This is a genomic window from Serinibacter salmoneus (assembly GCF_002563925.1).
In the GTDB taxonomy this organism is placed as follows: domain Bacteria; phylum Actinomycetota; class Actinomycetes; order Actinomycetales; family Beutenbergiaceae; genus Serinibacter; species Serinibacter salmoneus.
Map to the genome: position 1 here is coordinate 1610588 of NZ_PDJD01000001.1, position 26501 is coordinate 1637088.

General features: G+C 70.4%; 28 protein-coding genes. 14 read left to right on the top strand and 14 right to left on the bottom strand.

The window, feature by feature from the left end; translation table 11 throughout:
• The first annotated feature begins 38 nt into the window (after positions 1 to 38).
• From ATL40_RS07180 to ATL40_RS07205, 6 genes are all read left to right on the top strand, one after another.
• A complete protein-coding gene (locus ATL40_RS07180; protein WP_169925901.1) occupies positions 39 to 1523 on the top strand; it encodes a peptidoglycan DD-metalloendopeptidase family protein in 1485 nt (494 codons plus the stop codon).
• A 10-nt stretch (positions 1524 to 1533) separates the two neighbouring features.
• Complete coding sequence (locus ATL40_RS14985; protein ID WP_169925902.1) at positions 1534 to 1920, top strand: hypothetical protein; 387 nt, start codon at positions 1534 to 1536, stop codon at positions 1918 to 1920.
• 12 nt (positions 1921 to 1932) lie between these two features.
• Entirely contained in the window at positions 1933 to 2364 is a 432-nt protein-coding gene (locus ATL40_RS07190) for a hypothetical protein (RefSeq protein WP_098468945.1), read from the top strand.
• A gap of 187 nt (positions 2365 to 2551) precedes the next feature.
• Positions 2552 to 2875, top strand: coding sequence for a hypothetical protein (locus ATL40_RS07195; protein WP_098468946.1), 324 nt, complete (start codon positions 2552 to 2554; stop codon positions 2873 to 2875).
• Positions 2872 to 3282, top strand: a complete 411-nt coding sequence (locus ATL40_RS07200; RefSeq protein WP_143556895.1) for a hypothetical protein — start codon at positions 2872 to 2874, stop codon at positions 3280 to 3282. Before ATL40_RS07195 ends, ATL40_RS07200 begins: the two co-directional genes overlap by 4 nt.
• A 176-nt stretch (positions 3283 to 3458) precedes the next feature.
• Entirely contained in the window at positions 3459 to 4049 is a 591-nt protein-coding gene (locus ATL40_RS07205; RefSeq protein WP_098468948.1) for a hypothetical protein, read from the top strand.
• Positions 4050 to 4162: 113 nt separating this feature from the next.
• Here the strand turns inward: ATL40_RS07205 and ATL40_RS07210 are convergent, their stop codons facing one another.
• Both ATL40_RS07210 and ATL40_RS14990 read right to left on the bottom strand, forming a co-directional pair.
• On the bottom strand, positions 4163 to 4483 hold the full coding sequence (locus tag ATL40_RS07210; protein ID WP_169925903.1) for a helix-turn-helix domain-containing protein: 321 nt from the start codon (positions 4481 to 4483) through the stop codon (positions 4163 to 4165).
• 68 nt (positions 4484 to 4551) lie between these two features.
• Positions 4552 to 4704 (bottom strand): hypothetical protein, encoded by a 153-nt coding sequence (locus ATL40_RS14990; protein WP_169925904.1) that lies wholly within the window; start codon positions 4702 to 4704, stop codon positions 4552 to 4554.
• Between the two features lie 214 nt (positions 4705 to 4918).
• Between ATL40_RS14990 and ATL40_RS14700 the strand changes: the two genes are divergently transcribed.
• Entirely contained in the window at positions 4919 to 6037 is a 1119-nt protein-coding gene (locus ATL40_RS14700) for an HIRAN domain-containing protein (protein WP_143556896.1), read from the top strand.
• 636 nt (positions 6038 to 6673) lie between these two features.
• Here the strand turns inward: ATL40_RS14700 and ATL40_RS07220 are convergent.
• From ATL40_RS07220 to ATL40_RS07235, 4 genes are all read right to left on the bottom strand, one after another.
• Positions 6674 to 8935, bottom strand: a complete 2262-nt coding sequence (locus tag ATL40_RS07220) for an acyltransferase family protein (RefSeq protein WP_169925905.1) — start codon at positions 8933 to 8935, stop codon at positions 6674 to 6676.
• A 99-nt stretch (positions 8936 to 9034) separates the two neighbouring features.
• Positions 9035 to 9736 carry a hypothetical protein gene (locus ATL40_RS07225; RefSeq protein WP_143556897.1) on the bottom strand — a complete coding sequence of 234 codons (702 nt, stop codon included), beginning with the start codon at positions 9734 to 9736 and terminating at the stop codon, positions 9035 to 9037.
• Between the two features lie 45 nt (positions 9737 to 9781).
• Positions 9782 to 10564: a tyrosine-type recombinase/integrase gene (locus ATL40_RS07230; protein ID WP_211283078.1), complete on the bottom strand. Its 783-nt coding sequence runs from the start codon at positions 10562 to 10564 to the stop codon at positions 9782 to 9784.
• A 106-nt stretch (positions 10565 to 10670) separates the two neighbouring features.
• Positions 10671 to 10955 carry a hypothetical protein gene (locus tag ATL40_RS07235; RefSeq protein WP_098468953.1) on the bottom strand — a complete coding sequence of 95 codons (285 nt, stop codon included), beginning with the start codon at positions 10953 to 10955 and terminating at the stop codon, positions 10671 to 10673.
• Between the two features lie 187 nt (positions 10956 to 11142).
• Here ATL40_RS07235 and ATL40_RS07240 point away from each other — a divergent pair, with 187 nt between their 5' ends.
• Positions 11143 to 11646 (top strand): hypothetical protein, encoded by a 504-nt coding sequence (locus tag ATL40_RS07240; RefSeq protein WP_098468954.1) that lies wholly within the window; start codon positions 11143 to 11145, stop codon positions 11644 to 11646.
• Between the two features lie 154 nt (positions 11647 to 11800).
• Entirely contained in the window at positions 11801 to 12286 is a 486-nt protein-coding gene (def, locus tag ATL40_RS07245; protein WP_098468955.1) for a peptide deformylase, read from the top strand.
• 28 nt (positions 12287 to 12314) lie between these two features.
• On the opposite strand, the gene ATL40_RS07250 is transcribed toward def, so the two are convergent.
• Positions 12315 to 13232: a LysR family transcriptional regulator gene (locus ATL40_RS07250; protein ID WP_098468956.1), complete on the bottom strand. Its 918-nt coding sequence runs from the start codon at positions 13230 to 13232 to the stop codon at positions 12315 to 12317.
• 81 nt (positions 13233 to 13313) lie between these two features.
• Here ATL40_RS07250 and ATL40_RS07255 point away from each other — a divergent pair, with 81 nt between their 5' ends.
• A complete protein-coding gene (locus ATL40_RS07255) occupies positions 13314 to 14396 on the top strand; it encodes an aminotransferase class V-fold PLP-dependent enzyme (protein WP_098468957.1) in 1083 nt (360 codons plus the stop codon).
• A gap of 39 nt (positions 14397 to 14435) precedes the next feature.
• Here the strand turns inward: ATL40_RS07255 and nagA are convergent, their stop codons facing one another.
• Genes nagA through ATL40_RS07275 form a run of 4 tightly spaced genes read right to left on the bottom strand, consistent with a single transcriptional unit; the run spans position 14436 to position 18561 of the window.
• A complete protein-coding gene (nagA, locus tag ATL40_RS07260; RefSeq protein ID WP_211283079.1) occupies positions 14436 to 15620 on the bottom strand; it encodes an N-acetylglucosamine-6-phosphate deacetylase in 1185 nt (394 codons plus the stop codon).
• Entirely contained in the window at positions 15620 to 16405 is a 786-nt protein-coding gene (nagB, locus tag ATL40_RS07265) for a glucosamine-6-phosphate deaminase (protein ID WP_098468959.1), read from the bottom strand. The genes nagA and nagB overlap by 1 nt, the downstream gene beginning before the upstream one ends.
• A gap of 2 nt (positions 16406 to 16407) precedes the next feature.
• Positions 16408 to 18078: a PTS transporter subunit EIIC gene (locus ATL40_RS07270; RefSeq protein WP_098468960.1), complete on the bottom strand. Its 1671-nt coding sequence runs from the start codon at positions 18076 to 18078 to the stop codon at positions 16408 to 16410.
• Between the two features lie 21 nt (positions 18079 to 18099).
• Positions 18100 to 18561 (bottom strand): PTS sugar transporter subunit IIA, encoded by a 462-nt coding sequence (locus tag ATL40_RS07275; RefSeq protein WP_098470351.1) that lies wholly within the window; start codon positions 18559 to 18561, stop codon positions 18100 to 18102.
• A gap of 274 nt (positions 18562 to 18835) precedes the next feature.
• Here ATL40_RS07275 and ATL40_RS07280 point away from each other — a divergent pair, with 274 nt between their 5' ends.
• Genes ATL40_RS07280 through ATL40_RS07290 form a run of 3 tightly spaced genes read left to right on the top strand, consistent with a single transcriptional unit; the run spans position 18836 to position 21383 of the window.
• Positions 18836 to 19555 carry a GntR family transcriptional regulator gene (locus ATL40_RS07280; protein WP_098468961.1) on the top strand — a complete coding sequence of 240 codons (720 nt, stop codon included), beginning with the start codon at positions 18836 to 18838 and terminating at the stop codon, positions 19553 to 19555.
• Complete coding sequence (locus ATL40_RS07285; protein WP_098468962.1) at positions 19552 to 20283, top strand: lysophospholipid acyltransferase family protein; 732 nt, start codon at positions 19552 to 19554, stop codon at positions 20281 to 20283. Before ATL40_RS07280 ends, ATL40_RS07285 begins: the two co-directional genes overlap by 4 nt.
• A complete protein-coding gene (locus ATL40_RS07290) occupies positions 20280 to 21383 on the top strand; it encodes a glycosyltransferase family 2 protein (RefSeq protein ID WP_211283080.1) in 1104 nt (367 codons plus the stop codon). The genes ATL40_RS07285 and ATL40_RS07290 overlap by 4 nt, the downstream gene beginning before the upstream one ends.
• A gap of 10 nt (positions 21384 to 21393) precedes the next feature.
• Here ATL40_RS07290 and ATL40_RS07295 read toward each other — a convergent pair whose 3' ends face one another.
• The gene (locus ATL40_RS07295; protein WP_098468963.1) at positions 21394 to 22083 is read right to left on the bottom strand and encodes an SAM-dependent methyltransferase; all 690 of its coding nucleotides are present in this window, start codon (positions 22081 to 22083) and stop codon (positions 21394 to 21396) included.
• A gap of 232 nt (positions 22084 to 22315) precedes the next feature.
• Between ATL40_RS07295 and ATL40_RS07300 the strand changes: the two genes are divergently transcribed.
• Entirely contained in the window at positions 22316 to 23197 is an 882-nt protein-coding gene (locus tag ATL40_RS07300) for a fructose bisphosphate aldolase (protein WP_098468964.1), read from the top strand.
• A 554-nt stretch (positions 23198 to 23751) separates the two neighbouring features.
• Here the strand turns inward: ATL40_RS07300 and dnaG are convergent.
• Both dnaG and ATL40_RS07310 read right to left on the bottom strand, forming a co-directional pair.
• Positions 23752 to 25707 (bottom strand): DNA primase, encoded by a 1956-nt coding sequence (gene dnaG / locus ATL40_RS07305; protein WP_098468965.1) that lies wholly within the window; start codon positions 25705 to 25707, stop codon positions 23752 to 23754.
• 66 nt (positions 25708 to 25773) lie between these two features.
• Positions 25774 to 26493, bottom strand: coding sequence for a hypothetical protein (locus ATL40_RS07310; RefSeq protein WP_143556898.1), 720 nt, complete (start codon positions 26491 to 26493; stop codon positions 25774 to 25776).
• Between the last annotated feature and the right edge of the window lie 8 nt (positions 26494 to 26501).

A 26501-nucleotide genomic window follows, 5' to 3' on the forward strand; every position in this document is an offset into this window, starting at 1 on the left:
GGTGCGGGCGTCACCCATACCCCGAGGGAGGCGTGCTCGTGGTGTTCCTGTCGCCGGCGCTCGCGGTCTTGCGTGATCAGCTCAACGCCACCTATCCGGGGCGTGACCGGTCGGCGGATGGGTGGATCGGGGACGCCGCCCACGCCTCCCGGGTCTCGGATCACAACCCCGACCCGGAGGCCGGTGGCATCGTCCGCGCCCTCGACGTCGACGAGGACCTCCACGGCCCATCGTCGGTGGACCAGGCGGGCACCCTCGCGGCGCTCGCGGCGGCACTGATCGAGGATCCGCGTACCCGGTACGTGATCTACGAGAGCCGCATCTGGGCCAACCCCGCCGTCTACCCGTCCAGCGGCGGGCGGTGGCGGCCCTACACCGGCAGCAACCCCCACACCCGCCACCTGCACCTATCCGTGCGGCACGGGCGGGTGTGGGACCACGACGCCACTCCCTGGCAGATCGGAGCACGCATGCACTCCCCCATCCGAGGCGGGCGCGTCACCAGTCCCTACGGCACCCGCAACGGCACCATGCACGCCGGGATGGACATCGCCCCCACCACCCCCGGCCGGGCGCCCGTGTATGCGACGTTCGCGGGGACCATCGAGCGGCTCGTGCGAGGACGCCAACCCGGGGACACCTCCCGCACCAACGAGCTCGCGCCCTACCGCACCGGCAACGGGGCACGTGTGCGCAACCCCGACGGTGAGACCCAGTTGTACGGGCACGTCGACGTACTGGCCACCCTCAAGGCAGGCTCCAAGATCGCAGCGGGTGACCTGCTGGGGTACACCGACCTGTCCGGCACCACCACCGGGCACCACGTCCACTACGAGGAATGGACCAGCAGCGGGGCGACACGTGACCCGCAGGTCTCCTTCGACCACTACGGCATCACCCCCGGCGCCGATACCGGCCAAGCCGCCCCGGCCCTCGCCCCCGAGCACCGCGACGCGCTCACCGCCCTCGGCTACGCCACCCTCACCGACTACCAGACCGCCCAAGGCCTGCACCCCGACGGGATCGCCGGCCCCATCACCATCGCTCACCTGGAGGACACCATGGCCACAATCAACGACCTCGCGCGCGACATCGCGGAGGTGAAGAACCTCCTGGCGATCGGCCGCCCCGTGGCCGCCAACTGGTACGCCCGGGTGCTGGCCGAGGCGAAGGACTCCGCGAAGGCCGCCGCGAAGGACTCTTCTGCCACCATCACCAAGCTCGCCCGCAAGGACCTCACGGAGATCCACTTCCGCACCGCCGACTCGGACCTGTGGTGCGTGGCCTGGTGGGGCACCGGCACCTGGGCGCGCGTCCCCACCGCGGACACCTGGAAGCGGCACAACGGTGTCTTGGATCACCTCGGCCTGTCCGACACCCGCGCGGTGGCCACCTGGGAGGAGGTCTCCGGCGCCGCGGGGTCCCTCGTGCACGACCCGGCCGCATTCGGCCGGCAGGTCCCCTGGCCGCCCTACCCCGCCACCTCCGAGACCGTCACCCTGCCCGTCGCGACCGAGAGCTGAGGCGCGGCCGTTGCCCCCGATCGAGCCGGACGCCCCGTGGTGGGTGAACATCCTCGTGACCGTGTTGGCGATCGCCGCGACCTCCGGTGGCACGGTGTGGGTCGCCACCCGCAGCACACGCCGCAAGGTCAACTCCATCGAGCACGAGGTGAAGCCCAACTCCGGCAAGAGCATGGCGGACGCCGTGAACCGCGTCGAAGACATCGTCACCCAGCAGGCCGAGCGCCTGGCCGGCCTGGGCCGCGACGTCGGTGGGATACGGCAGGAGATGCGCCAAGAGCGCACAGAACGGCAAGACGTCGAGCGTCGCCTCGACGAACACATCCAGGAATCCCCCCGCCGCATCGAACTCGGGATCCTGCGCTGGAAGAACCAACACCCCAACGACACCCTCTAGGGAGACCTCACCGTGCATTCGATCCTGACCACCGCCTGGTGGGTCGCTGCTGGGCAGCGCGCCGCCTACACCGCCCTCGCCGCCCTCCTGCCCGTCGCGGCCCTGCTCGTCGCCGGGCAGGCCGACCCGCTCGAGGTCCTCTCCCTCGTCGCAATGAGCATGGTCGCGTCCCTGCTCACCTCCCTCGCCGGCCTGCCCGAGCTGGGTGACCGCACCCCGCCCCTGTGGCTCGCAGCCCTGATCCGCGTGGTGAAGACGGCCGCGCAGGTCGCCGTCGCCGCGATGGGCACCGCGGTCCTGCTGACCGAGGTCGAGTGGGGCACCGTAGGCATCCAGGTCGCCGGCGCCGCCCTGACCACCCTGGTGCGGGTCCTGATGGAGCACCTCCCCGAGACCGACCCCGTGCTCACAGTCGAAGTCGCCACTGACCAGATCGACGTCTGATGGCTACGCAGACCGACGTCGACGGCGTGTGGCTTTGCGACTGCGGATGCGAGCACACCGCCGAGACCGCCGCGGTCGAATGCTCCGAGCAGTGCGCCACCGACCAGGACACCTGCCGCCAGATCACCCACCACCGACGCCCGTAGCGGGCTGCGTTGACCCGCGCTTCGATGTAGCGTGCAGCCTCATGGCCGACGACGATGCTCCGAGCGACTACAAGCGGGCCAGCGAGCGCCGACGGGCGGAACAGCGGCGACTCGCCCAGGAATGGTTGAACGAGAAGTGGGTGGGAAGCACCGCCTGCCCAATCTGCACCCAGGACGAGTGGACGGTCACACCCCTCATCCGAGCCGACGAGTTGGCCGCCAGCCCAAACACGATCGTGGTTGGCGGCCCGGTGTATGCCACGTTCCATGTGATCTGCACGAACTGCGGCTACGTACACGTACTCAATGCCGGGTTCGCCGGAATCCCTGTCGACCCCTACGACCAGGAGTCCGGACCACGATGAACGATGCACGTCGGTTCGTCGACCTGCCAGCGGGGCGCCTTCAACTTCCCAATGATCCGGAGGATTCATTCCCGATGAGGACCAAGGACTGGCAGCGGATCCGCAGTCGCGTCGAGTCACTCGCATCCAAACGGCGCGACTACGCGGCCCTGGCATGGGCCGCGGTCGGAGCCTTCGTGACGGCGGTGTTCACGGCCTGCACCTGGGCGCCTGCCTTCTCGATCATGGATGATCCACAGAAGTTCGCGTTCGCTTGGGTCTGGCCCGCCATTATCGGGTTCGGTGTCCTTGGCATCATCACGGCAGCGATCGGCTTCTTGGCCGCGGGTGACTTCGCGAGGCGCGAGCGCGCGACGGCTGAGGAGCTCCTGGGCGAGATGGACGACATCTACCCGCAAGGTAGTTGACGCTCACGTCGGATCACCCACCACCGACGCCCATAGACTCACCCCCGCAGCACCACCCCTCCGCGCCCCCGCCGCTCACGCCCACATCCCCCGGGCTTCGAGCAGCGGGGGCGCTTCTCGCTCTTTCCTCAGCTGCGTATGCGAACGCTGCCGACGGCAGGCTAACGTGCCTCCCCGTGAGCGAAGTCCTGATCCGTTGTCCCGAACACGGCGTTATCTCCGTCCCGAGCCCGGTCTACGGGCCGGGCGCCGCCGTGGCGTTCCAGGACTCAGCGACCCAGTGCTGGTGCGGCAGGAGTGTGCCCATTCTGGACGGGCAGTACACGTGGCCAGCACAGGAGGGTAAGCCCATCCGCTTCGTGCCGACGCGTGCTGAGGCTGAGCGGTTGCGGAAGGTACTGACCTGGGCTCAGGAGCACCGTGGCGATCCGAGGATCCCGGAGGAGACCATTGCCAGGCGCTTGGAGGAGGCAATCGAGGCCGACGCGCCCGCCCTGGCGCGTGCCGTCGATTGGGTGAAGGCCGACGCCCGGAAGGATCCTGTGAAGTGGGTCGGGCTGCTGCTCACGATCCTCGGCGTGGTGCTCTCGATGCTCCCCGGAGACGGGATCGACCAGGAGACACTCGAGCAGGCTATTCAGGACGCCGCAGAGGCTGCAGTCGAGGAGTACGCAGCCAGGGAAGCGCCCGCGTCCGACGATGCAGTGCAACCAGACTCAGGATCAAGCCAACGAGCGCAACCACCCGGGCTGCGAGAGATGGAGTGAACAGGACGACGAGTGTGTTGACGATCGCCAACGTCGCCCAGAACAATGCTCGCTCCATGGTGCTGATTATCACACCGCGGTCAATGCGCCCGCAGGCCCAGCACGTGGGCGCTCTAGTCCTCGATGGCGCGTAGCACGACCTGCAGCCACCACTGCGGCTGGGCGACCATGTCGGGCTGGGCGTGCGGTAGTGGATCCCACGGGGCGCTCTGCCCGGTGTCCTCGATCCACTCCCGCACCGTCTCGACCCACTGGTCGGTGATGTCCTCGACGGCGGCGACCTCATCGCGCACCCGGACGGGGATCGGGTCGCGCCCGGACTCCCACCGCCTGTAGGTGTCCTGCCGCACCCCGAGCCGGTCCGCCATCCACGGCCCCTGCACCCCGAGCCGGTGCCGCCGCGCCCGCAACTCCGCACCAGTCATGCGGTCCATATCCACGCTCATCGCATCCTCCACACCTAGGGGCGACCCTCACCCAGCGTGGGTGGGGGTCACGGGGGTCAGTTGGCCAGGGCCTCGCGGATGATGGCCTCAGTCTCGACGGGCACCTCGGCGCGGTCGTCCTCGATGTCGTTGAGGAGGTCGTCCGCGAAGGCCCGCAGTTCGTAGGCGGTGGAGAAGCCGAGCTCGGCGGCGAGAGCCTGAACGTTCATGGTGTCCTCCATCAGGACCCGGTGGTCTGGGGCTGTTCCCCTGACCTCGTAACCACCACATTACCCCACGCGGCGTGGGGTACGCAAGCCCTGCGGGGAACTCGTTGTCACACCCCGCCCGGACACAAGCAGTGGGAGCGCACTTCGTCGTAGTCTCGCAGTTCGTGTCGGCCCCGAAGAGCGCGCACCGCTCACGCGCGGTACCGTCCAGAACATGACTGACGGGAAGACCCAGAACGGAACTGGCTGCATATCTCTCGCGTTCCTGGGAATCGCTGCGCTGCTGCTGCTAGGCGCCTGCGGGAATGCTGTCGCCGACAACGTAGGGGGTGCGATAGGCCTGGGGATCGGCGGCGTCCTCACCCTCGCTGCTGGTGTCGTCTTCGCCGGACGATGGGGAGCCTCACGCGAGGCGATCGAGCCCACGGGAATCGTTCCCCCTGGATCGGCGGTCAAGGAATCCACGACCACTTCACGTCCCGCCGAAGGGCACCAGCCCAAGCCCCCGGTCGGGCATCCCCTGGAGCCGTGGCTGCCAGGAACGACCGAACGTATCGAGATCGTCGGCGAGAGGTACCGGCCGGCGTCGTTCGAAGTGCTATTCAAGGGGGTTCCGCAGGCAACGTCCTACGAGGGAGCCGAACTTGACCTGCCCGCTGCTCTGGTCGCCGACTTTCAGAACCCACATGACTCGCGAGCCGTGGCTGTATGGGTCGGGGGACAGCACGTTGGGTTCCTCGCCCGTGAGTACGCAGCCGTATGGGCTCCCCGCGTTGCAAGCTTGGCGGAGCGAGGCGAGTACTTCGAGTTCCCGGCACGCACGTGGGCGTCGGTTCGCCGCGATCGCACAAGTGCTCGCGTGTCGGTCTGGGCCTCCGACCCGGCACTGATGCGACCGTGCAACAGTTTCCCCAGCGAGCCTTTCACTGTGCTCCCGAGGGGCAGCGCTGTACAGGTGACGCGAGAAGAGGACCACATGGACGTGCTCACGAAGTACGCGACTGTGGAAGGCACACCGCTCATTGCGACTTTGCACAACGTCAAGGAGGTCCGTCCGCGCTCTACCGTCGACGCCATCGAGGTTCGGTTGGACGGCCAACGGGTCGGAATTCTGTCACCGACGCAGACTGCGAACGTAGGGCCTCTTGTGCAGTACCTCGAGGAGCGGCACCGCGTACCGGTCGCCCGAGCGGTTGCGAAGGGCAACGCGCTCAAGATTGACGTCGTTCTGTACGTCCAGAAGGCTCAGGAAGTCGACGAATCGTGGCTCGAAGGCATCGGACCAGTGGCCTCAACTCCCTCCCCTAGTGAGCCCCCGAGCATCGACGACTAGGCTGCATCAACCAATGGAGCACCACCACTCGTCCCCGCTATGCGATCAGGTCTTGGTCCGCTCGGTGGGAGGTCGGTGCGTTGCGCGGCGCCGTTGACGCCCGCCCGATCCCACTCCGGTGGACGGATGCGCCCCACCCGGGACCCATCCCTGTGACCGCCCGCATCGAGTAGGAGCACTCCGGTGCCGAGCACCTCGACACCGTCGCAATCGCATGGACCCGCACCCTCGTCCTCGTCCGCGTGCCCGACCCGCGGCACCCGCTGAACAACGCCTGGGCGCCCACGAGTGATGTGCGGCGACGCCCAGGCTGAGGGTGGCTGCACACGCCAGTCACGCTCATGACCGCAGGCCTGGTCGCGGTGATCTGGCTCCTGGCCGACGACTGGCTACGGCAACTGTTCCAGCAGGCCGTGGACCGGGTGAGCGGACCCTGACCGACCCGACGGCGGACCGGCGGCCACCGGAGGGCGCGCACCAGGAGCCCCGGAGCCATGCGCACGAGCGTGGCTCGGCGATCGCGGAGTTCGTGATGGTGGGCGCCCTGGTGCTCCTGGTGCCCCTGGTGTACCTGGTGCTCACCCTCGTGCAACTGCAGGGGGGCGCACTCCGCTGTCTGCGCAGCCCCTGTGGAGCTCAGGCAGCGCCAAGCTCAAGCGCGCCGAGTAGAGCGTCCTCGATGGCGGGGCGGATGGCCGTGAGGTACGGCTGGTAGGGGTGAACTGTGTCTGCCTTGGTCAGTTCGTCCTGGGCGAACGCCGGACATAGCCCGTCCACGCAGAACCAGTCCTGGCTCTCGATCGCTTCGATGGTCGGATCAGCGCCTGCGAGATCGCGGACCACCGAGGCACGGTCAAGGTAACCCTGGGTCGGTGTGGATACGCAGTCCGCCGGCGCGGAGAGAGTGCTGTAGCACTCGCTCACCTGCTTCTCATATGGCGCCGGGGTCAGCAGTACGACCTTCTCGGTACTGCCGACAACCGCCTGAACTGCCTCCGTGAACCCGGTGGTCCAGTCCTCCACCGGGAGGTTGCCCGTTGTCCCGGTGATGGTGCTGATGGAGAACTGGGTGGTGATGATGACCGCGTCGGGCTGTGTCTCCTGGACGAGCTGGTCGGCCTCTTCCTTCCAGTCCGCACACCGTTCAGCGGCGCCGCCGGAGGTGAGGTCCAGGGTGCTGAACTCACACCCGTTCATGGCGAGGGATCGCACAGTCCATCCCTGATCAGTGAGGATGTCTACCAGGATCGGAGCGTATGCAGCGGCCGTGGAGTCGCCGAGGAGCACTGCGGTCCGCTCACCATCACCCCAGGTGCAGCCTCCGTCGGGTGCTGTGGCGGGGTCGGCGCACTCGGAGAACTCCTCGCTCATCCCCGAGCCTGTGCCGATCTGCTCCACGACGGCCTCCGGCCATGCCGAGGTACCCAAGGCGTCCTCGAGGGCCTGAGTCACCTCGAGTTGGGCCGGCCCGACACTAGGCTGCTCCTTCTCCGTCCCTTCTGAACCATCGATGGGCGCCGCGGTTGTGGCCGCGACTACCGGTGCTGTGGTGGGGGCTGTCACCGTGATAGCGACGAACGCCAGTACCGCGGTGGTGACCGCGAGGAAGCCCGTTGCTCCGTACTTCATGCTGTCGGCGTACTGGCTGCGCCAGGACTTCCAAGCCTCCCTGGCCCGAGGCTTCTTGAAGAGCGGAGACTGGTGGATTGGCTTCTCGATCGCGTGGTAGGACGCGACAGCGAGAGCGAATCCGACCACCAACGTCAAGGCGTACCCCAGTGACCCGGATCCGGGGAACAGAGTCATCCCGAACACGATCGCCGGGAAGTGCCAGAGGTACAGAGAGTATGAGATGTCCCCGATGTACTTGGAGACCGGGTTGGTCAGAATGACGGCATGCTGCGGCTCATCGCCGATACCTGCCGCGATCGCCATCGCGGCGCCCAGGACCGGCAGCAGCGCCCACGGCGCGGGCCACACAGACTCCGGAGTGATCACAAAGACGGAGACGACCATGATCGCCAGGCCTGCCCACGACAGCAGGGTCCGGGCGCCCGCACGCCCCGCAAGGGACCTTCCTATGGCCGGTGCGGCGACGGCGATGGCGGCTCCGATCCCGAGCTCCCACCCACGCGTCAGGGTGGAGAAGTAGGCGAAGGTGGGCGAGGCTGTGGACTCGATCATTGCCCAAACGAACGACGACACGGAGACGATCCCGATCGAGCCGCCCGCCAACAGACGGGTGCTACGCGCCGTGACCGGGCGGAAGCGGGCGTACAGCAATAGCAGGCCTAGCAGCAGCCACGGCCAAACGAAGTAGAACTGCTCCTCCACGGACAGGGACCAGTAGTGCTGCAACGGCGAGACCGCGGCGCCCTGCCCGAAGTAGTCGGTGCCCTCCAAAGCCAGGTTCCAGTTCTGACCGAACAGGAACGACCACACCGCGTCCCACGTCACGGACTGCGCCCTGGACGCGGGGAAGATCAGGTAGCCCAACGCCACCGTCACCAGCAGCACCACCGTTGCCGCGGGAACGATGCGCTTGATCCGGTTGCCGTAGAACCGAAGGAACGAGATGTGCCCCGTCCCCTCGTACTCACGCAACAGCAAGCCCGTGATCAGGAAGCCCGAGATCACGAAGAACATGTCCACGCCCGCGAACCCACCATGCGGCCAGCCCAAGAGATGATCCAGGAAAACAACCACCACCGCTAGCGCACGTATGCCCTGGATGTCACGACGAAGGGCCTTCTTGGGCGGTGAGGCGTGGGCTGAGGATCGCATGCGTGGTGGTGCACCTTTGAGTTGGGTTCGGGGGGGAACGCTGAGTGGGATGCTACCGACCGATGCAGCCTGCCGCTCGCCGCACCGGGCCGACGGTCGCGGCGACTTCGTCACACCACGCCAGGACGCTCTCCGTCCTGGTCCGAGTCCCCAAGCCCGCATTCGGCGCAGTACAACGCCTGGGTGCCTGCGACCGAGACGCGACCTCTGGCTCTAGAGGTTCGCGGCGGCCTGTTCCAGCGCAAGCATCGCGCCGTTGGCGAGCATGTTGCCGGCTGCTCCCGCCCAGATCGGTGTGGCTGCCGCTCGAACGCGACGCCAGGCGGAAGCGCGTTCTTCATCGTCGGTGGCTTCTCGAATGACCGTCATGCCCACGAACTCGGAGGTGGCTGCGGTGTACTCGGCGGCATCGCCTCGCACAAGCGACTCTCGGATCCGAGCGAGCAGGCTCAGGAGGTGGAGCCGCACCGCTTCGGAGAGCTCGAGTTCCTCAATCGCGCGCTCCACTTCGCTGATCGCGGCCAGCACACGACCCTCGGCCGCGGGGTCGAGGCGGACCAGCGCGCCCTGCTGGTCGAAGACCAGCGCGAGAGTTTGAAGGAGCATTCGCGAGTCGTCAGAGAGTGCCTTCACGCCCTTCGGCTGTGGGTGGGGCTGAGGGGTGGTGATTGCCCGCTGCCACTGCGCGATGCCGCTCCGAAGGTTGTCAGCGTCAAACCCGGCGCGCCTGAACGCTTCGAGGCGCTGCTCGATCTGCACGATGCAGGACATGGCCTGGGTCATGACCGCCGATTCGCTGAGCTGCTGCTTCTCCGCGAATCGGCGACGCTGAACGGTTGGTTGAGTGTTCGCTGGCGCGTCCCATCCTTCGAAGATGTGAAGAAGGGCTGTTGCAGGGTTGGCAATGTGGACCATCACCACAAGGTACTGCTGTGCGCATCCACGCTCGACAAGAACGGCCTAGGCGGCGCCGTTGATGACTGCCATGACGGCGTCGTCGGGTAGGAGGACGTAGCGCTGGGTGGTTTCGGGGCGTGCGTGGCCGAGTACGCGGCCGACTGCGAGGAGGTCGCGGGTGGCTGCGTATCCGGCGGTGGCCATGCGGTGGCGGAGAGTGTGTGCTGTCCAGTGTTCGGGGAGGGCGTCCGAGAGCAGTCGGGAGACGTGCCCGGGTGAGAGGTGGCTACCGCGACCGTTGGGGAAGAGCCAGCCAGGTTTCTCGGCGAGTGCGGCGACGAGCTCGCGGTTGACGATCGGGACGGTGCGGGTCTTGCCGCCCTTCCCTTTGACGTAGAGCCTGCCGTTGACGAGGTCGCTCCCCCGCACCTGCGCGATCTCGACGCAGCGTAGGCCGGCATGTGCGGCGAGGAGCATCATGAGGCGTTCGCGTCCGGTGGTGTAGGTGAGAACTCGGTGGAGAACGGGGTCGGGGATGGGGCGTGGTTGGCCGGTGGGAACGGTGACGCTGGGAAGGCCTGCGGCTGGGTCGTGGTCAAGGTGTCCGGCGAGATGTGCCCATCGATAGAAGTTCACGATGACGGAGCGGGCACTCTTGCGTGTCTCTGGGCTCCAGTCGAGTCGGGCGAGGAATCGTTCGAGGTCGCGACGCTCGGCGCGAAGTGGGTGTGGGACTTTAGTCCTGAGGTTGCGTAGGTAGTGCTGATGTAGACGCACCGTTCCCTTACCGCGCCCACCTGCTCGCATTGCCGTCGTATAATCCTGAACGACGCTTTCCCACTTCACGTTGTGTTCCTCTCTGGCAGAAGTCAGAGAAGCAACGTTTCCACCGTTGTTTCGCGTTCGCTCGCGGGAGATGATCACTCCGTGCATGACATGACGGCTTCCGCGATTAACGCGTACTCCACACGGTCCGGGCGGAGCGTGCGGTTCGGCTGACGGTGATGGCGCGCCCGTCGGAGACGATGAGGCGGCTGGCGCGTGGGAGGTAGCGCCGTCGGAGCTTCTCGACACGGCTATCGAGTTGGACGCGGGTGGCGATGATGGCTGCGGCCGCCTCGCCGGTGGGCGTCGAAGTGCGGGCGAGGTCGCGGATCGCGGCGCGCCAGGCGTCCACGCCGTCGCAGATGCTGCGGGCTTCGGCGTCGAATGCTGCGTCGATCGCGCGGGCGCTCACGAGGCGCTCGATTCGCGTCGCTCGGCAAGGTCGATTACCTTGCAGGGAGTGTCGAGTGAACCCGCGCTGACCTGCGATGACGTGTAATCGGACGGTTACTGGTTCGAGTCCAGTTGCGGGAGCCCACGAGGCCCCTGACCAGCACCAACGCCGGTCCGGGGCCTCTCCTCTTCCCCCCGGAGGACGCATGGAGACCGACGAGGACGCGCTGGAGGTCCCCCCAGCATCCCGCCATTGGTGGCATGGTCGCGCGCCGTGGTGGGCATGGATCGCGCTGATCTGCGCCGTCGGCCTCGTGCCGTGGATCGTCTACCTGCGCATCACGCTCCCTCGCACGTACGTGGTGGAGACCTGGGGCGCCGCGTGGGTGGGATTCGACATCGCGCTGGCCGCCCTCTTCGCTCTCACGGCGTGGGCCGCGGCCGGACGCTCGCACCGTTTCGTCATGTTCGCCACCGCCACGGGCACGATGCTGTTCGTCGACGGCTGGTTCGACACCATGCTCACCGATAACTCCGAGGACCGCGGCTCCTACCTGGCGCTGCTGTTGGAGGTGCCACTCGGCATCGCTCTCCTGATGGCGGCGGCGGGGTGGTTCCGCGAACTGCGGCGCGTTTCTGCCACCGGTCCGCATCATGCGAGAGACCCCGGACGGCTGCGCAGGGGGCGGAGCAGCCGACCGGGGTCGTGACGAGACTCTACACCATGTCGTGCGGTCTTCAACTATGCCCCGTCGTGCCAGACTGGGACGGTCGAGCCGCACGGCCGCCACACCGCCCATGACCACCCCGGACAGGGTGTGGACGAGCCGCCGACCAGCACACCCCGATCAGCACGGAGACACCATGGCCCACCGCGAGATCCGCATCGTCGGCGACCCGGTCCTGCGCACCCCCTGCGCACCGATCCGGGAGATCGACGACGGCGTGCGCACCCTGGTCGCGGACCTGCTGGAGAACGTCGACGAGGACGGGCGCGCCGGCCTGGCGGCGAACCAGATCGGCGTCGGGCTGCGGGCGTTCTCCTGGCACATCGACGGCGAGCTCGGATACGTCCTGAACCCCCGGATCGTGGAGCTGGGCGAGCAGACCCAGCACGGTGACGAGGGCTGCCTGTCGGTGCCCGAGCTGTGGTTCCCGACCACCCGCGCCAACTACGCGCGCGTGGAGGGCATCGACCTGGACGGCGAGCCGGTGAGCGTGGAGGGCGAGGGCCTCATGGCCCGTTGCCTGCAGCACGAGGTGGACCATCTCGACGGCATGCTCTACCTGGACCGGCTGGACCGGGAGGTCCGCAAGCAGGCGATGCGGGCGCTTCGCACCATCCGCTGAGGTCCGCGGACCCGGCCGGCACGCAGGCCTAGGATTCCTCGACGGCGTCCGCGGCTGCGCGCAGCGCGCGCACGGTCGCGGCGACCGCCGGCACCCGCAGCAGGTCACGGGTGGTGACCGCCTGCACGGTGCGCGGCGCGGCGGGCCGCACCTGGGCGACGGCCACCCCCGGGCGGGAGACGGCCGCGTGCCGTGCGAGCCTCGGCAGCATCGCCACCCCCAGCCCCGCCGCGACCAGCCCCACCACCGCCGCGTAGTCATCGGTGGCGTACGCGATCTGCGGGGTGTAGCCGCTGCTCTCGGTCTGGTGCATCAGGTGGCTGCGGCAGCGCGGACATCCCGCGATCCACTGCTCGTGCGCCAGGTCAGCGATGTCGACCTCATGCTCTCCGGCCAGGGCGTGACCCTCCGGGAGCACCACCACGGTCGGCTCTGCCAACAGGTCGGTCGTGACCAGGCCTGCGTCGCCGTCGGGCATCGGCTGGTCCGGGAAGGTGAAGGTGAGGGCGAGGTCCGCCCGCCCCGCCCGCAGCAGCCGCAACGATTCCGGGGGCTCCACCTCCTCCAGCGTCACCCGGAGCTCGGGGTGCTCGCGCCGCAGCGCCGCCAGGGCGGCGGGCACGAGGGTGGCGGAGGCGGAGGGGAAGGCCACCAGCCGCACGACGCCGGAGCGCATCCCGGCCAGGGACGCCACCTCGGCCTCGGCCGCCCGCAGCACCCCGGAGATGGTCTCCCCGTGCCTGGCCAGGGCGGCGCCCGCCTCGGTCAGCCGGACCGTGCGGCCCTGCCGGTCCAGTAGGGCCGTGCCGAGGCGCCGTTCCAGGCGTGCTGCCTGTTGGCTCGCGGCGGGCTGGCTGACGCCCAGGGCGCGCGCCGCGGCGGTGATGCTGCCGTGATCCCGGATGGCCTGCATGAGCCGGAGCCCGGTGACGTCGAGGTCTGCCATGCCCCATACATAACACAAGCCAATACCTACTGCTAGGAACTGGCCGTTGTGCAATGTCTCGCCGATCAGCAGGCTGGAGACATGCCACAGACCACCTCGGGACTCGACGACCTCCGCGCCGCGTTCGCCCCTGTGCCGGGCTACCTCGACGCCGCCTCGAACGGGCTGCCGACGCGCGCCTGTGCGGAGGCGATGACCGCCGCCATCGCGGACTGGTCGGCGGGGCTGGGGTCCCCCGCTTCCTACGACCCCTTGGTGGAGACCGCGCGCCGCGCGTTCGCCGACCTCGTCCAGGTGCCAGTGGAGCAGGTGGCGATCGGCGCCACCACCGCCGTGTTCGTGGGGTTGATCGCCGCAAGCATGCCCGACGGTGCGCACGTGGTGCTCGTGGACGACGACTTCACCTCCGTCACCTACCCGTTCCTGCAGCACGCGGATCGTGGCGTGACCACGACCGCCGTATCGCTGGCGGATCTCCCCGACGCCGTGGCGCGCGGATGCGACGCCGTCGCGTTCTCCCTCGCCGCCTCCCGCACCGGCCGGATCGCCGACGCCGAGGCCGTCCTGGCCGCGGCCGAGCGCGTGGGCGCCCTGACGATCGCCGACCTCACCCAGGCGGCCGGGTGGATGCCCACGCACGCGGGCCGCTTCGATGTGACGGTGACCTCCGCCTACAAGTGGCTCGGCACCCCGCGCGGCGTGGCCTTCATGACGGTGGGCGAGCGCGCACAGCGCGACCTGCACCCCATCCACGCGAACTGGCGGGCCAGCGCGGATCCGTGGCACAGCGTCTACGGCGTGGAGCCCGCCCTCGCCGAGGACGCGCAGCGCTTCGGCTCCTCCCCCGCCTGGCTCCCGTTCGTCGGGGCCGCCGCCTCACTGCCGCTGTTCGCCGCCGCCGACCCCGAGGAGGTCCGCACCTACACCGTGGGTCTGGCGAATGCGCTGCTGGAGCGCCTCGGCCTCCCGGCGAGCGACAGCGCCATCGTCGCCCTGCGCGACGCGAGCGGGCACGCCAAGCGCGCCCTGCAGGAGGCCGGCTGCACCGTGGCCGGGCGCGGCGGCGGGGTGCGCCTCGCCTTCCACGTGTGGAACGACCAGGCGGACGTCGAGCGCGCGGCCACGGCGCTGCTCGCCCTGGGCGCCGAGCTCTCCGCGGCCTGAGGCTGCCCACCCGCGGGCCGCCGCCTGTCCGCACCCGGGTCAGGCCACGTCCCGCCCGCCGACCCAGACCCGCTGAGGGAACCAGTGCTCGTCCCACCACACCAGGTCCGCCAACCCGCCGGCGGCGAGCCGGCCGAGGTCGTCACGGCGCACCGAGTCGGCGGCCGTGCGGGTGCAGGCGGTGAGCACCGCCTCGGGTTCGAGGCCGGCGGCGATCATGCGGCGCACGCCCTCGTCCAGCACGATCCCGGCCCCGGCGATGGTGCCGTCCTGGCGTCTGCCCAGCCCCTCGTCGTCGTTCATCACGCCCTGCCCGCCGAAGGTGAGCGGGGTGCCAGGGGGCAGTCCGGCCGTCACGATCGCATCGGTGACACCGACCCAGCGATCCGGCGCCGCCATGCGCACCAGGCGCACCGTGGTGGGGTCCAGGTGCAGTCCGTCGATGATCGTGCCGACATGGAACCGCTCGTCGGCGAGCACAGCGCCCGGCACGCCGGGTTCGCGATGACTGAGTGGGCGTTGGGCGTTGAAGATGTGCGTGGTCATGGTGGCGCCGGCGTCACCGGCCGCGCGTACCTGCGCGGCCGTGGCATCCGAGTGCCCCACGGCCACCACGATCCCCCGGGCCGCGATCGCCGCGATCGCCTCCAACGCGTGCGGGAGCTCGGGAGCCAGCGTGACGGTCGTGACGATCGCCCGTGCTGCCTCATGATCCAGCACCGCCGCGAGGTTCTCACCCGTGGGGTCCAGCATGCACTCCACGCGGTGGGCGCCCTTGCGCTCCGGGGAGATGAAGGGTCCCTCGAGGTGGGCGCCCAGGACCCGGGCCCGCGCCTGTCCGTCGTGGGTGCGCTGCGCGGCGAGCACCCGCTCGAAGGCACCGTGCAGCTCGGCGGGTGGCGCGGTGATGACCGTGGGCTGCACCGCCGTGACGCCGCGCCGTGCCAGGCCGTCCAGCACCGTGCGCCACTGCTGGGCGCCGGCGTCGGCGAAGTCGGCGCCGAAGGAGCCGTTGTTCTGCACGTCCAGCAGACCGGGGGTGAGCACCCCGGAGGTCAGGTGCACGTCGGGGGTCTGGGAGGCCCCGAGGCCGGATGCCTCACCTGGCGTCTCGCCGGGAACCCCTCCGACGGTGACGTCCGCGATCCGCCCCGCCTCGACCCGCACCCGCACATCGCGCTCGATCCGACCGTCGATCAGGGCGCGCTCGGCGTGGATGAGCATCACAGGCCCTGCCAGTCGGGCTTACCGGCGTAGGTGTGCTGGTAGTAGTCGGTGAAGGTGAGCTGGCTGGCGGCCGCCTGGTCCACCACGACTGTGGCGTGCGGGTGCATCTGCAGCACGGAGGCCGGCCAGCGAGCGGAGAGCGCCCCCTCCACGCACGCCGCCACGGCCTGCGCCTTGGCGAGCCCGAAGCCGAGCAGCACCGCGTGCCGCGACTCCATGATGGTGCCGAGCCCCTGGGTGAGGCAGTGCGTGGGCACCGCGTCCACGTCGCCGTCGAAGAACCGGGCGTTGTCCTCCCGGGTGCGGGCGGTGAGGGTCTTGAGCCGGGTGCGGCTGGCCAGCGAGGAGGTCGGCATGTTGAACGCGAGATGCCCGTCCACCCCGATCCCGAGGATCTGCAGGTCCACACCACCGGCCGCGGCGATCGCCGCGTCGTAGGCGGGTCCGGCGGCCTGGAGGTCCTCGGCGAGCCCGTCCGGTCCGTGTACCCGGGCCGGGTCGAGGTCCACGCGGGAGGTGAAGTCCCGATGGATCACGTTGCGGTACCGCTCGGGGTGGTCGGCGGGAAGCCCCACGTACTCGTCCAGGGTGAACGCGCTGGCGCGGGCGAAACTCAACCCCTCCTCACGGTGACGGCGTACGAGCTCGTCGTACACCCCCAGCGGGGTGGATCCGGTGGCCAGCCCCAGCACCGCGTCAGGCTTGCGGGCCAGGAGGGCGGTGTAGGCATCGGCGACGAGGGGGGCGGCCTGCTCGGGCCGCTCGACGATGATGATCTCCATGGTTACAGCGCTTCCTTGATCTCGTTCTTCAGGACCTCGGCCTGGGTGCCGAAGACCGCTTGTACGTTGTTGCCGACCTCGATCACGCCGGCGGCGCCCAGCGCCTTCAGGCGCCCCTGGTCCACCAGGTCCTTGTCGGCGACCTCCATCCGCAGTCGCGTGATGCAGGCGTCCACGTTCACGAGGTTCTCCCGCCCGCCGAACGCGGCGATCAGCTGCTCGGCGCGGGAGTCGGCGACCGGGGCGGTGGCGGGCGTGGAGCCCGACGGCGCAACCGGGGCTGGCGCATCGCTCGCCTGGGTGGTGCTCGCCTGGGTGGTGCTCGCCTGGCCCTCGGTGCCGCCGGTGGCGAGGGTCGCGGGAACGGGGGCTGCGCCGTCGCCCTCGTTCGCGGCGCTCTCCGCCGCCGCGGTGGCCTCGTCCTCCCGTCCGGGGGTGCGCAGGTTCCACTGCACGATGACGAACCGGAACAGCAGGTAGTACAGGACGAATGCGGCCGCGCCCATGATCAGCAGGTACGGGATGTTGGAGGCTGCGGGTGCCGTGCCGTAGAGCAACAGGTCGATCAGCCCCGCGGAGAAGGAGAACCCGAGGTGCACGTCCAACAGGTGCGCCACCGCGAGGGAGAGCCCGGTCAGCAGCGCGTGGACCACGTACAGGGGGAACGCGACGAACATGAACGCGAACTCCAGGGGCTCGGTCACCCCGGTGAGGAACGCGGTGAGCCCGGCGGCGCCGAGGATACCGATGGCGGCCTTCTTCTGGCCGGGCCGGGCCACCTGGATGATCGCGAGCGCGGCGGCCGGCAGACCGAACATGAGGATCGGGTAGAAGCCGGAGGTGAGGATCCCCGCGGTCACGTCTCCCTGCGCGAACCGGGTGAGCTCGCCGGTCACCACGGTGCCGTCCGGCGTCGTGTAGTCGCCGTGCAGGAACCACACGTAGGAGTTCAGGATGTGGTGCAGGCCGAGCGGGATCAGCATCCGGTTGGTGAAGCCGTACACGAAGGCACCGAAGGCGCCGGTGGCGGCGATGAACTCCCCCAGGCCCGTCAGGCCGGCGTTGAACAGCGGGTAGAGGTAACTCATGCCGAAGGCGATGACGAGCGCGGCGAGGGAGACCACGATCGGCACGAACCGCCGGCCGCCGAAGAACCCCAGGTAGGAGGGCAGTTGGATGGTGTGGTACTTGTCGAACAGCCACGCGGTCACCAGGCCGATGACGATGCCGGCGAAGACGCTGTAGTTGATCATGACCTGATTGCCCGCGGCATCCACCTGGTCGGGCAGCACCACCGGGGACATGACCTCGAACACCTTGGTCATCGCGAGGTAGCCGACCACCGCGGCAAGCGCGGTGGAGCCGTCGGCCTTCTTCGCGAAGCCGATCGCCACGCCGACTGCGAACAACAGGGCCAGGTTCTCGAACAGGGCGCCACCGGCGGCGCTCATGGCGTCGAAGAACGGGCCGATCACCGGGGCGTCGATGCCGCCCAGGAGGTCGGGCTGCCCCAGCCGCAGCAGGATGCCCGCGGCGGGCAGCACTGCGATGGGGAGCATGAGGCTCTTGCCGAGCCGCTGGAGTTGGGCGAACCCGGGGATCTGGCGGCGCTGCTTGGGCTTCGCGCTCGCCGTGCTCGATCGGGGCGCGGTGGGTGAGGCACTGGAGGACATCGTTGGGCTCCTGAGCGGGGATCAGCGGGTGACGGTCAGCAGCGGCGTGGTGGCCGCGACGAGGGTGCCGGCGGGGGCGGCGGAGTCCTGGGCGACCGAATCGGCCGGGGCGTCCAGGATCACGACGGGCACCACCGCGGAGAGCCCGGCGGCGATCACCGAGGGGACGTCGTAGGTGACGACCGGGGCGCCGGCCGCGAGGGCGTCGCCCTCGGCGGCGTGCAGGGTGAAGCCCTCGCCGTTCAGTCCGACCGTGTCGATGCCGAGGTGTACGAGCACACCGACGCCGTCCTCGCCGAGGATCGCGAAGGCGTGCGGGTGGAGCTTGACGATGCGACCGGCGATCGGCGCGACGACCTCCACCACCTGCGCGGGCGGGTCGATGGCGGCGCCGGCTCCGACCATCCCCTGGGCGAAGACCGGGTCGGGCACGTCGGCGAGGGCCAGGACGGTGCCGGGGAGCGGGGCGGTGACGATGCTCATGGGGTTCTCCTTGCGGTTCGGGTGCGTCATTGCGGTCTATCGAGGAGCGGGCCGAACGGCATGCGCCCGGCGCGAGCCCGGCCCGAGCCGGCATCTCCGGCGCCGATCGGCTGGTACGGACCAGGGCTGAGGACCCGTATCGTGACGGCAGGGGGCGGTCGCCACGAGGCCGATCCGCTTGCCACTGGTCCGTACCAGTGAGACCATAGTGACCGGAAGGTCGCGGGGTGTCAACCGCTCAGCCATGTGATCCGCTACACACAGGGAGGTCCCTATGGGAGATTCCGAGATCCTCGACGGCCCCCGGCCCAAGCACGCCCAGCTGGCGGACAGCCTCGCCGCCAAGGTGACGCACTGGGAGTCGCACACCGCCATCCCCTCCGAGCGCGAGCTCATGGCCACCTACGGGGTGAGCCGAGCCACGGTGCGTGAGGCGCTGCGCTCGCTGGTCGAGGACGGACTGCTGTACCGGGTGCACGGCAAGGGCACGTTCGTGGCACCGCAGCGGGTGGAGACCCAACTCCACCTCGCCTCCTTCACCGACGACATGCGGCGGCGCGGCCTGCTGGCCTCGACGATCCTTCAGGGCGCGCACCTGGTCACGCCTCCGGTGGAGGCGCGCGCCGCGCTCGGACTGGGTGACGGCGATCAGGCGTGGCGCGTGGACCGGCTGCGCCTGGCGGGCGGTTCCCCGATGGCCGTGGAACGCGGCTACTACCCCGCCGCCCTCCTGCCGGGACTCTCCGAGCACGACCTGAGCGCCTCGCTGTACGAGATCCTCGCCGGGCACTACGGGCTCGCGATCGACGCCGCGGAGCAGACGGTCTGGGCGCAGGCGTGCGAGGGGGAGATCGCGCGCGACCTCACCATCGCGGCGGGTGACCCGGTGATGGTCTTCCGCCGCACGAGCCGGTCTGGGCAGGTCGCGGTGGAGTACGTCACCTCCTGGTATCGCGGCGATCGCTACCAGGTCCACATGGCGCTGACCCGATGAGCGGCCGACTGCGGATCCCCGACGCCGTGGCGGGGCCACTGGTGCGGACCAGTATCGGGCGGGCGATGCGCGCCGGCCTCGCGGGGGTCTGGGTGCGCGGCGCCCTGCCCGGCGGTGGTGGCGATGGCCGTGGCCGTCATGGGGGCGCCGGTGGCGCCGTCGTCGCCTCCTGCCACCGCTCGTGGTGGGACGGCTACGTGCTGGGCGGGTTGGCCGGTGCGGCCGGGACCCGGTCCGCCACCATGATGACAGCCCACCAACTCGCCGCCTTCCCGTTCCTGTCCCTGGCGGGCGCCATTCCCCCGACGGCGCTGCGCACCCTGGCCACGCGCGCCGCGGCCGGGCAGTGGGCCGTGCTGTTCCCCGAGGGGGCGCTGCGACCCGTGGGCACTCCGGTCGACTCGGTCCACGGCGGGGCCGCCTGGGTGGCCCGCCGCGCGGGTGTCGCCGTGCACCCCGCGGCGATCCGCGTCGTCGTGCGCGGGGGTCGAGCGCCGGAGGCGCTGGTGCGCTTCGGGGCGCCGCTTCCGGCGCAGGACGCCGGCCACTCACTGGCCGGGGCGATGACGCACGAGTTGCAGACCCTCGAACGGGACATCGCGGGCGCGGACCCTGAGGCGGACGTCCCTGGCTACCGGGCGCTGCTGCGCACCCCGCTCGCTCGACCCACGGAACCCGGGATCGCCTCACGCCTGCTGGCGGCGCTCACGGCACAGGCTCACCCGTGAGGCGCGATCCGAGCCGACCCGCCGACGCCGCGGCCACCCTGGCGCTCGCCGTGCTCGGCTACCGCGCCACCACCCTGGTGATCAACGCCGTCGCCCTCCCCCGCCTGCGCCCGGCCCCCGTTCGCCAGGATGCGCCCCGGGTCTCGATCCTCGTTCCGGCGCGTAACGAGGCGGCCACCCTGCCGCGCACCTTGCCGGGGCTGCTCGCCCAGGGCGCGCAGGAGGTCATCCTGCTCGACGACGGTTCCACCGACGGCACGGGCGAGATCGCCCGGGACCTGGGGGCCCGGGTGATCGAGGGCGCCACGCTGCCGGCGGGGTGGGCCGGTAAACCGTGGGCGTGCCATCAGCTCGCGCAGGCCGCCGGCGGGGACCTCCTGGTGTTCACCGACGCGGACGTGCACTGGCGGCCGGGCGCCCTCGGCGCGGTGCTGGCCGCCTGGGATGCGAGCGCGGGACGCACACCCCGGCTGCTGAGCGTGTGGCCCCGGCAGCTCACCCCGCGCGTGGGTCTGCGGCTGCTCACCCCGCTCGTGGATGCCGCGATGCTCGGCAACCTCCCGGTGCCACTGATGGACACGCCCCTACCGGGCGCGGCCGCGGCCAACGGCCAGGTGATGATGTTCGACCGGGCCGGATACGCGGCCATCGGCGGGCACGAGTCGGTGCGCGCCAGCGTGCTGGAGGACGTCGAACTCGCGCGGACCGTGCGGCGCGCCGGTGGGCGGGTCACCCTGGCCCTCGGCGACGACGCGATCGAGGTGCAGATGTACCCCGACGCGGCCGCCTCCATCGCCGGCCTGGCGAAGTCCACGCCCGGGCTGCACGGCGGGTCCCGGCCCGCGATGCTCGCCTCCTGGGCGCTGTTCACCGCGGCCTTCACGCTGCCGTGGCTGCTGCCCACCTCGCCCCGGGTGCGCCTCGCCCGAGCGCTCACGGTGCTGGACCGGGCCGCGGTGAACCTGCTGGTGGGCCGCCGATCACCCGCCGACCTGGCCGAGGGGCTCCTCGGCCCCGCCACCCCCCTGCTGGCGCTGCCGGTCTACCGGCGGGCGCTGCGGCGGACGATCACCTGGCGGGGGCGCACCTACCCGAGGTAGGCGTGCGGGTTCAGGCCAGGCGCCGCACCAGCACCACGGCGTCGAGGAGCTCGCCGCGCTGGCCATCGGGTCCGGTCGCCTCGCGGGTCAGGCTCTCGCAGCGCAGCACCTGCCAGCGACCGGCCGCGATCTCCTCCCTCAACCCGAGCGCCGCGAGGTCGCCCTCGGGAGTCGGGAACGGGTAGTCCTTGGTGGCGTGCGGATCCGCCCACGGGGGTGGTGCGGCGTGGGAGGTGACCAGCAGGTGCCCGCCCGGTGCCACCGCGCGGGCGGCGGTGTGCAGGATCTCCTCCCGCGGGATCGTCAGCGGCCAGGAGTGCAGGAAGGAGGCGGTCACCAGGTCCGCCTGCGCCGTCGGGCGCCATTGCGCGAGGTCCGCCTCGAGAGTCTCCACCCGGTCGGCGACCCCGGCCTGCTCGGCCGCCTCGCGGCAGCGGCGCAGCGCGGTGGCGGAAACGTCCACACCGGTCGCGTGCCAGCCGCGGGAGGCGAGCCACACCGCATCGCCGCCCTCGCCGCAGCCCAGGTCCACCGCCCTGCCGGCGGGCAGGTCCCCGACGACGGCGGCCAGGACCGCATTGACGCGCCCGGACCACATGCCGCTCGACTCGGCGTAGCGGGACTCCCAGTAGGTGGCGAGGTCGACGTCCTCCGGCGCGGTCCCCGCCGCGCTCTCAGTGGTGCTGTGGCTGTGTGTCATGAGGCCATCCTCGCGGGGCAATGCGGGTGCGGCGGCACCCTTTGCGGAATTGGCAAGGAGCCTCACGCGCCGAACGATGGGTTGCGCGCGAATCCACCGCGTGACCTCGGCGCAGGAACACGCTCGGCACCGTGGCGATGGGACGAACCGGAGCGCGCTCCGCTCCCCCTTGCGGCGGACCCGCGCGCGGCGCACAGTGGAGGGAGCCGACCGTCCAGGAGAGGACCCCGCCATGACCGATATGCGCACCCGATTCGCCACCCAGCCGGGCTTCATCGCCGCCCTGGACCAGAGCGGGGGCAGCACGCCCAAGGCGCTCGCGCTGTACGGGGTGACGCCCGAGGAGTACGACGGCGAGGAGGAGATGTTCGACCTCATCCACGCCGAGCGCACCCGGATCATCACCAGCGCGGCGTTCACCAGCGAGCACATCCTCGCGGCGATCCTGTTTGCCGGCACGCTGGAGCGCACCATCGAGGGTGTCCCGGTGGCTCGCTACCTCACCGACACCAAGGGAATCATCCCGATCCTCAAGATCGACAAGGGCCTGGCGGAGCAGGCCGACGGCGTGCAGGTCATGAAGGACATCCCCGGGCTCGACGACGTGCTCCGCGAGGCCGCCGCGCAGGGGGTGTTCGGCACCAAGGAGCGCTCGGTCATCCACGAGGCGAACCCGGGCGGGATCGCGGCCGTGGTCGCCCAGCAGTTCCAGGTGGCCGAGCAGGTGCTCGCCGCCGGGCTGGTGCCGATCATCGAACCCGAGGTCAGCATCTCGGCGCCGGACAAGGCCGAGGCGGAGGCGATCCTCAAGGCACGCATCACCGAACACCTGGACGCCCTCGGCGACACCCAGGTCGCGCTGAAGCTCACGATCCCGAGCGTGGACGGGTTCTACGCCGACCTCATCGCCCACCCCAAGGTGGCCCGGGTCGTCGCCCTCTCGGGTGGGTACGACCAGGCGGAGGCCTGCGCCCGGCTCGCGCGCAACCCCGGTCTCATCGCGAGTTTCAGCCGCGCCCTCCTGGAGGGCCTGACGGCGCAGCAGAGCGAGGCGGAGTTCGACGCCACCCTGGCGGCCTCGATCGAGGCGATCTACCGCGCGTCCATCGCCTGAACGCCTCGACGCCTGGGTACCTCGGCGCCCGCCCACTCGCCGAGCGATGGGTTGCGCACGATTCCCGCGCGCTACCTCTGCGCAACAGCACGCTCGACGAAGACGGTCCCTGCACAAGCGCACGCTCGGCGACGACAGCCCCGCGCAACAGCACGCTCGACGAACGGGCACCCCCGTGCCCGGGTAGCCCGGCGCCCGAGTAAGCCTGCGCAGCCCACCCGCCGAACGATGGGTTGCGCAGGGCTCGGGCGCGCTACCTCTGCGCAACAGCACGCTCGACGAACGGGCACCCCCGTGCCCGGGTAGCCCGGCGCCCGAGTAAGCCTGCGCAGCCCACTCGCCGAACGATGGGTTGCGCAGGGCTCGGGCGCGCTACCTCTGCGCAACAGCACGCTCGACGAACGGGCACCCCCGTGCCCGGGTAGCCCGGCGCCCGAGTAAGCCTGCGCAGCCCACTCGCCGAGCGATGGGTTGCGCACGATTCCCGCGCGCTACCTCTGCGCAACAGCACGCTCGACGAACGGGGTAGGCGGGAGGACGACGGGGTGGGGATGCTACGAGGCGGCGAGGCGGTGCCGCTCCCCCTCGAGGGTCTGCAGCTCCCCGAGCAACGCACGCGGGTCGTCCGCCGGGTCGGACTGGTTCAGCCGCGCGCGCAGATCCGCGATCCGGCGGGTGAGCCCCAGCCGGCGCAGCCCCACGATCACGCCCAGGGCATAGGAGTCCAGATTCGCCTCCTCGGTGGGCAGCGTCGCCACCGTCATCTCGCGCACCAGCGTGCCCAACTCCTCCGGCAGGCCCGCCAGCACCTCGGTGAGCCACGCCGTCGCGCTCTGCCCTGAACCGCCCTGCCCTGAACCGCCCTGGGCTGGCCCACCCGGCCCCGGCGAGGCCGCCGCCACGCCACCGGCGGCACGGATCGCGTCATGGATGGCGCGGTGGGTGAGGGTGCCGAAGGCGAGCGGATCGAGCGCGTCGAACCCGGCCGCGGCGGACTGCGCGGGGAACTGCAGCGCGACCTCGAGCACCTGGCGCTCCAGGCGGGCCACCGGGTCGTCCGGGATCGGGGTGGGTCGACGGCGTCGCGGCGCACCGTCGCCGTCCTCCTGCGGCGGCGGTTCCTCCGCATAACGGCGGCGGGAGCGGGACTCCTGCCCCACCCGGGCGCGCACGTCGCCGGGGTCCATGCCCAGCCACCCGGCGAGCTGACGGGCGTACTCCGAGCGCAGCGCGTAGTCGCGGATCGTGGCGACCACGGGCGCGGCGAGGTCCAGGCCCGTGACCCGGCCCTCCGCCGTCGTGAGGTTCACCTGGGCGAGCGCCGAGCGGATCGCGAAGGCGAACATCGGGCTCTTCTTCTCCAGCATGCGCGCGAGTGCTGCATCACCCTGCTGCACCCGCACGTCGCACGGGTCCAGTCCCTCCTCGGAGATCGCCACGAAGGTCTGCGCGGCGAACGCCTGGTCCTCCCCGAAGGCCCGCATCGCGGCCTTGCGGCCCGCTTCGTCGCCGTCGAAGGTGAACACCACCTCGCCGCCGATCGTGCGGCCCGAGGAGAGCATCACGCCGCTCGCGCCGGTGGCGGAGTCGCCCAGCAGTCGGCGCACCACACGCACGTGATCACTGCCGAAGGCCGTACCGCAGGTGGCCACCGCCGTGGTGATCCCGGCCAGGTGACAGGCCATCACGTCGGTGTACCCCTCGACCACCACGACCTGACGGTTGCTCGCGATCGCCTTCTTCGCCAGGTCGATCCCGTACAGCACCTGGGCCTTGTGGTAGATCGGGCTCTCGGGGGTGTTGAGGTACTTCGGGCCGGGATCGTCGTCGTAGAGCTTGCGCGCGCCGAACCCGATGACGTCGCCCGCGACGTCCCGGATCGGCCACATCAGCCGGCCGCGGAAGCGGTCGTAGTAGCCGCGGTTGCCCTGGGAGACCAGGCCACCCGCCGCGAGTTCGGCCTGCGTGAACCCACGTGAGGACAGGTGCCGCATCAGGTTGTCCCAGCCCTTCGGCGCGTACCCGACGCCGAACGTGGTGGCGGCCGAACGGTCGAAGCCCCGCTCGGCGAGGAACTCACGCGCCTTGCTCGCCTCGGGGGTGAGCAGCTGCTGGCTGTAGAACTCCGCTGCCGCGCGGTGTGCCTCCACCAGCCGCTGGCGGCGACCCGGTTCCTCGCGGGGGCGGCTGACGGCGCCGCCGTCGTCCTCGTAGGCGAGCTGCACGTTGTAGACGCCCGCGAGCCGCTCGACGGCCTCCACGAACGGCAGGTGGTCGATGCGCTGGACGAAGGAGATGACGTCGCCACCCTCGCCGCAGCCGAAGCAGTGCCACAGGCCCATCTGCGGGCGCACATGGAAGGAGGGTGTGCGCTCGTCGTGGAACGGGCACAGTCCCTTCATCGACCCCACACCGGCGGGCTTGAGGCTGACCTGCTCGCCGACGACCTCCTCGATGCGGCTCGCCTCGCGCACCTGCGCGATCGAATCGCGGGTCAGTCGGGCAGCCATGCGCTCAGTGTAGGTCGCGGGCGCGAACGGCGAGGTCCTCCTGGCGCACCGCTGTGGAGAGGTGCCTCACCCGGGCAGCGACCACTCCCACCCCTCGGCGCCACCCGGCTGATAGGCCACCGAGGCAGCGTCCAGGGCGTCCAGCACGACCAGTCCGCGGTAGGACTCACCGGGGCCGATGAACGGCGGGAGCAGGTCGCTGTCCTCATAGCAGGACCAGGCGCTCGCCGAGGCCGAATCGGCCATCGGCGCACCCTCGGGGTCGTACGGCACGAATGCGTCCGCACCGAGTGGGAGGAGGATGTCCGCGGTCGCGACGTCCGCGAGGGACCCCTCGATCTCGGCGTCCATCTCCGCGCTGACGTCGAGCACGAGGAAGGCACCGGACTCGGGTGTGATGTCGCTGCCGAGACGACCGGGGCAGGAGGCGACTGCGGTGGCCTCGTGGAGCGTGATCTGGAACGCGGCGGACCCTGCGCCCGAGGCATCAAGCAGCATGGCGGACTCCCCGATCCGCTTGACCACGTTTCCTGCGGCGCTCGTGGGCAGCGGCGCGCCGGGTTCACGCTCGAGGTCCCCGGACACTCCTGTTGACTGGCTCTCCTCAGCGGCTGCCGGGTCCCCCAGGCTCGCGGGTGCGCTCACCTGCGCGCTCGCGGGCGGGCCGAGGTCGGGTCCGCTCGTGTTGTCCGCAATCGCGAGGCCGACGGCTCCGGTGAGGACGAATGCCCCCACCGTCCCGATCACGACTCGACGCGTCCGGCGTCTACCGGCGTCAACGCTCATGGCATCGC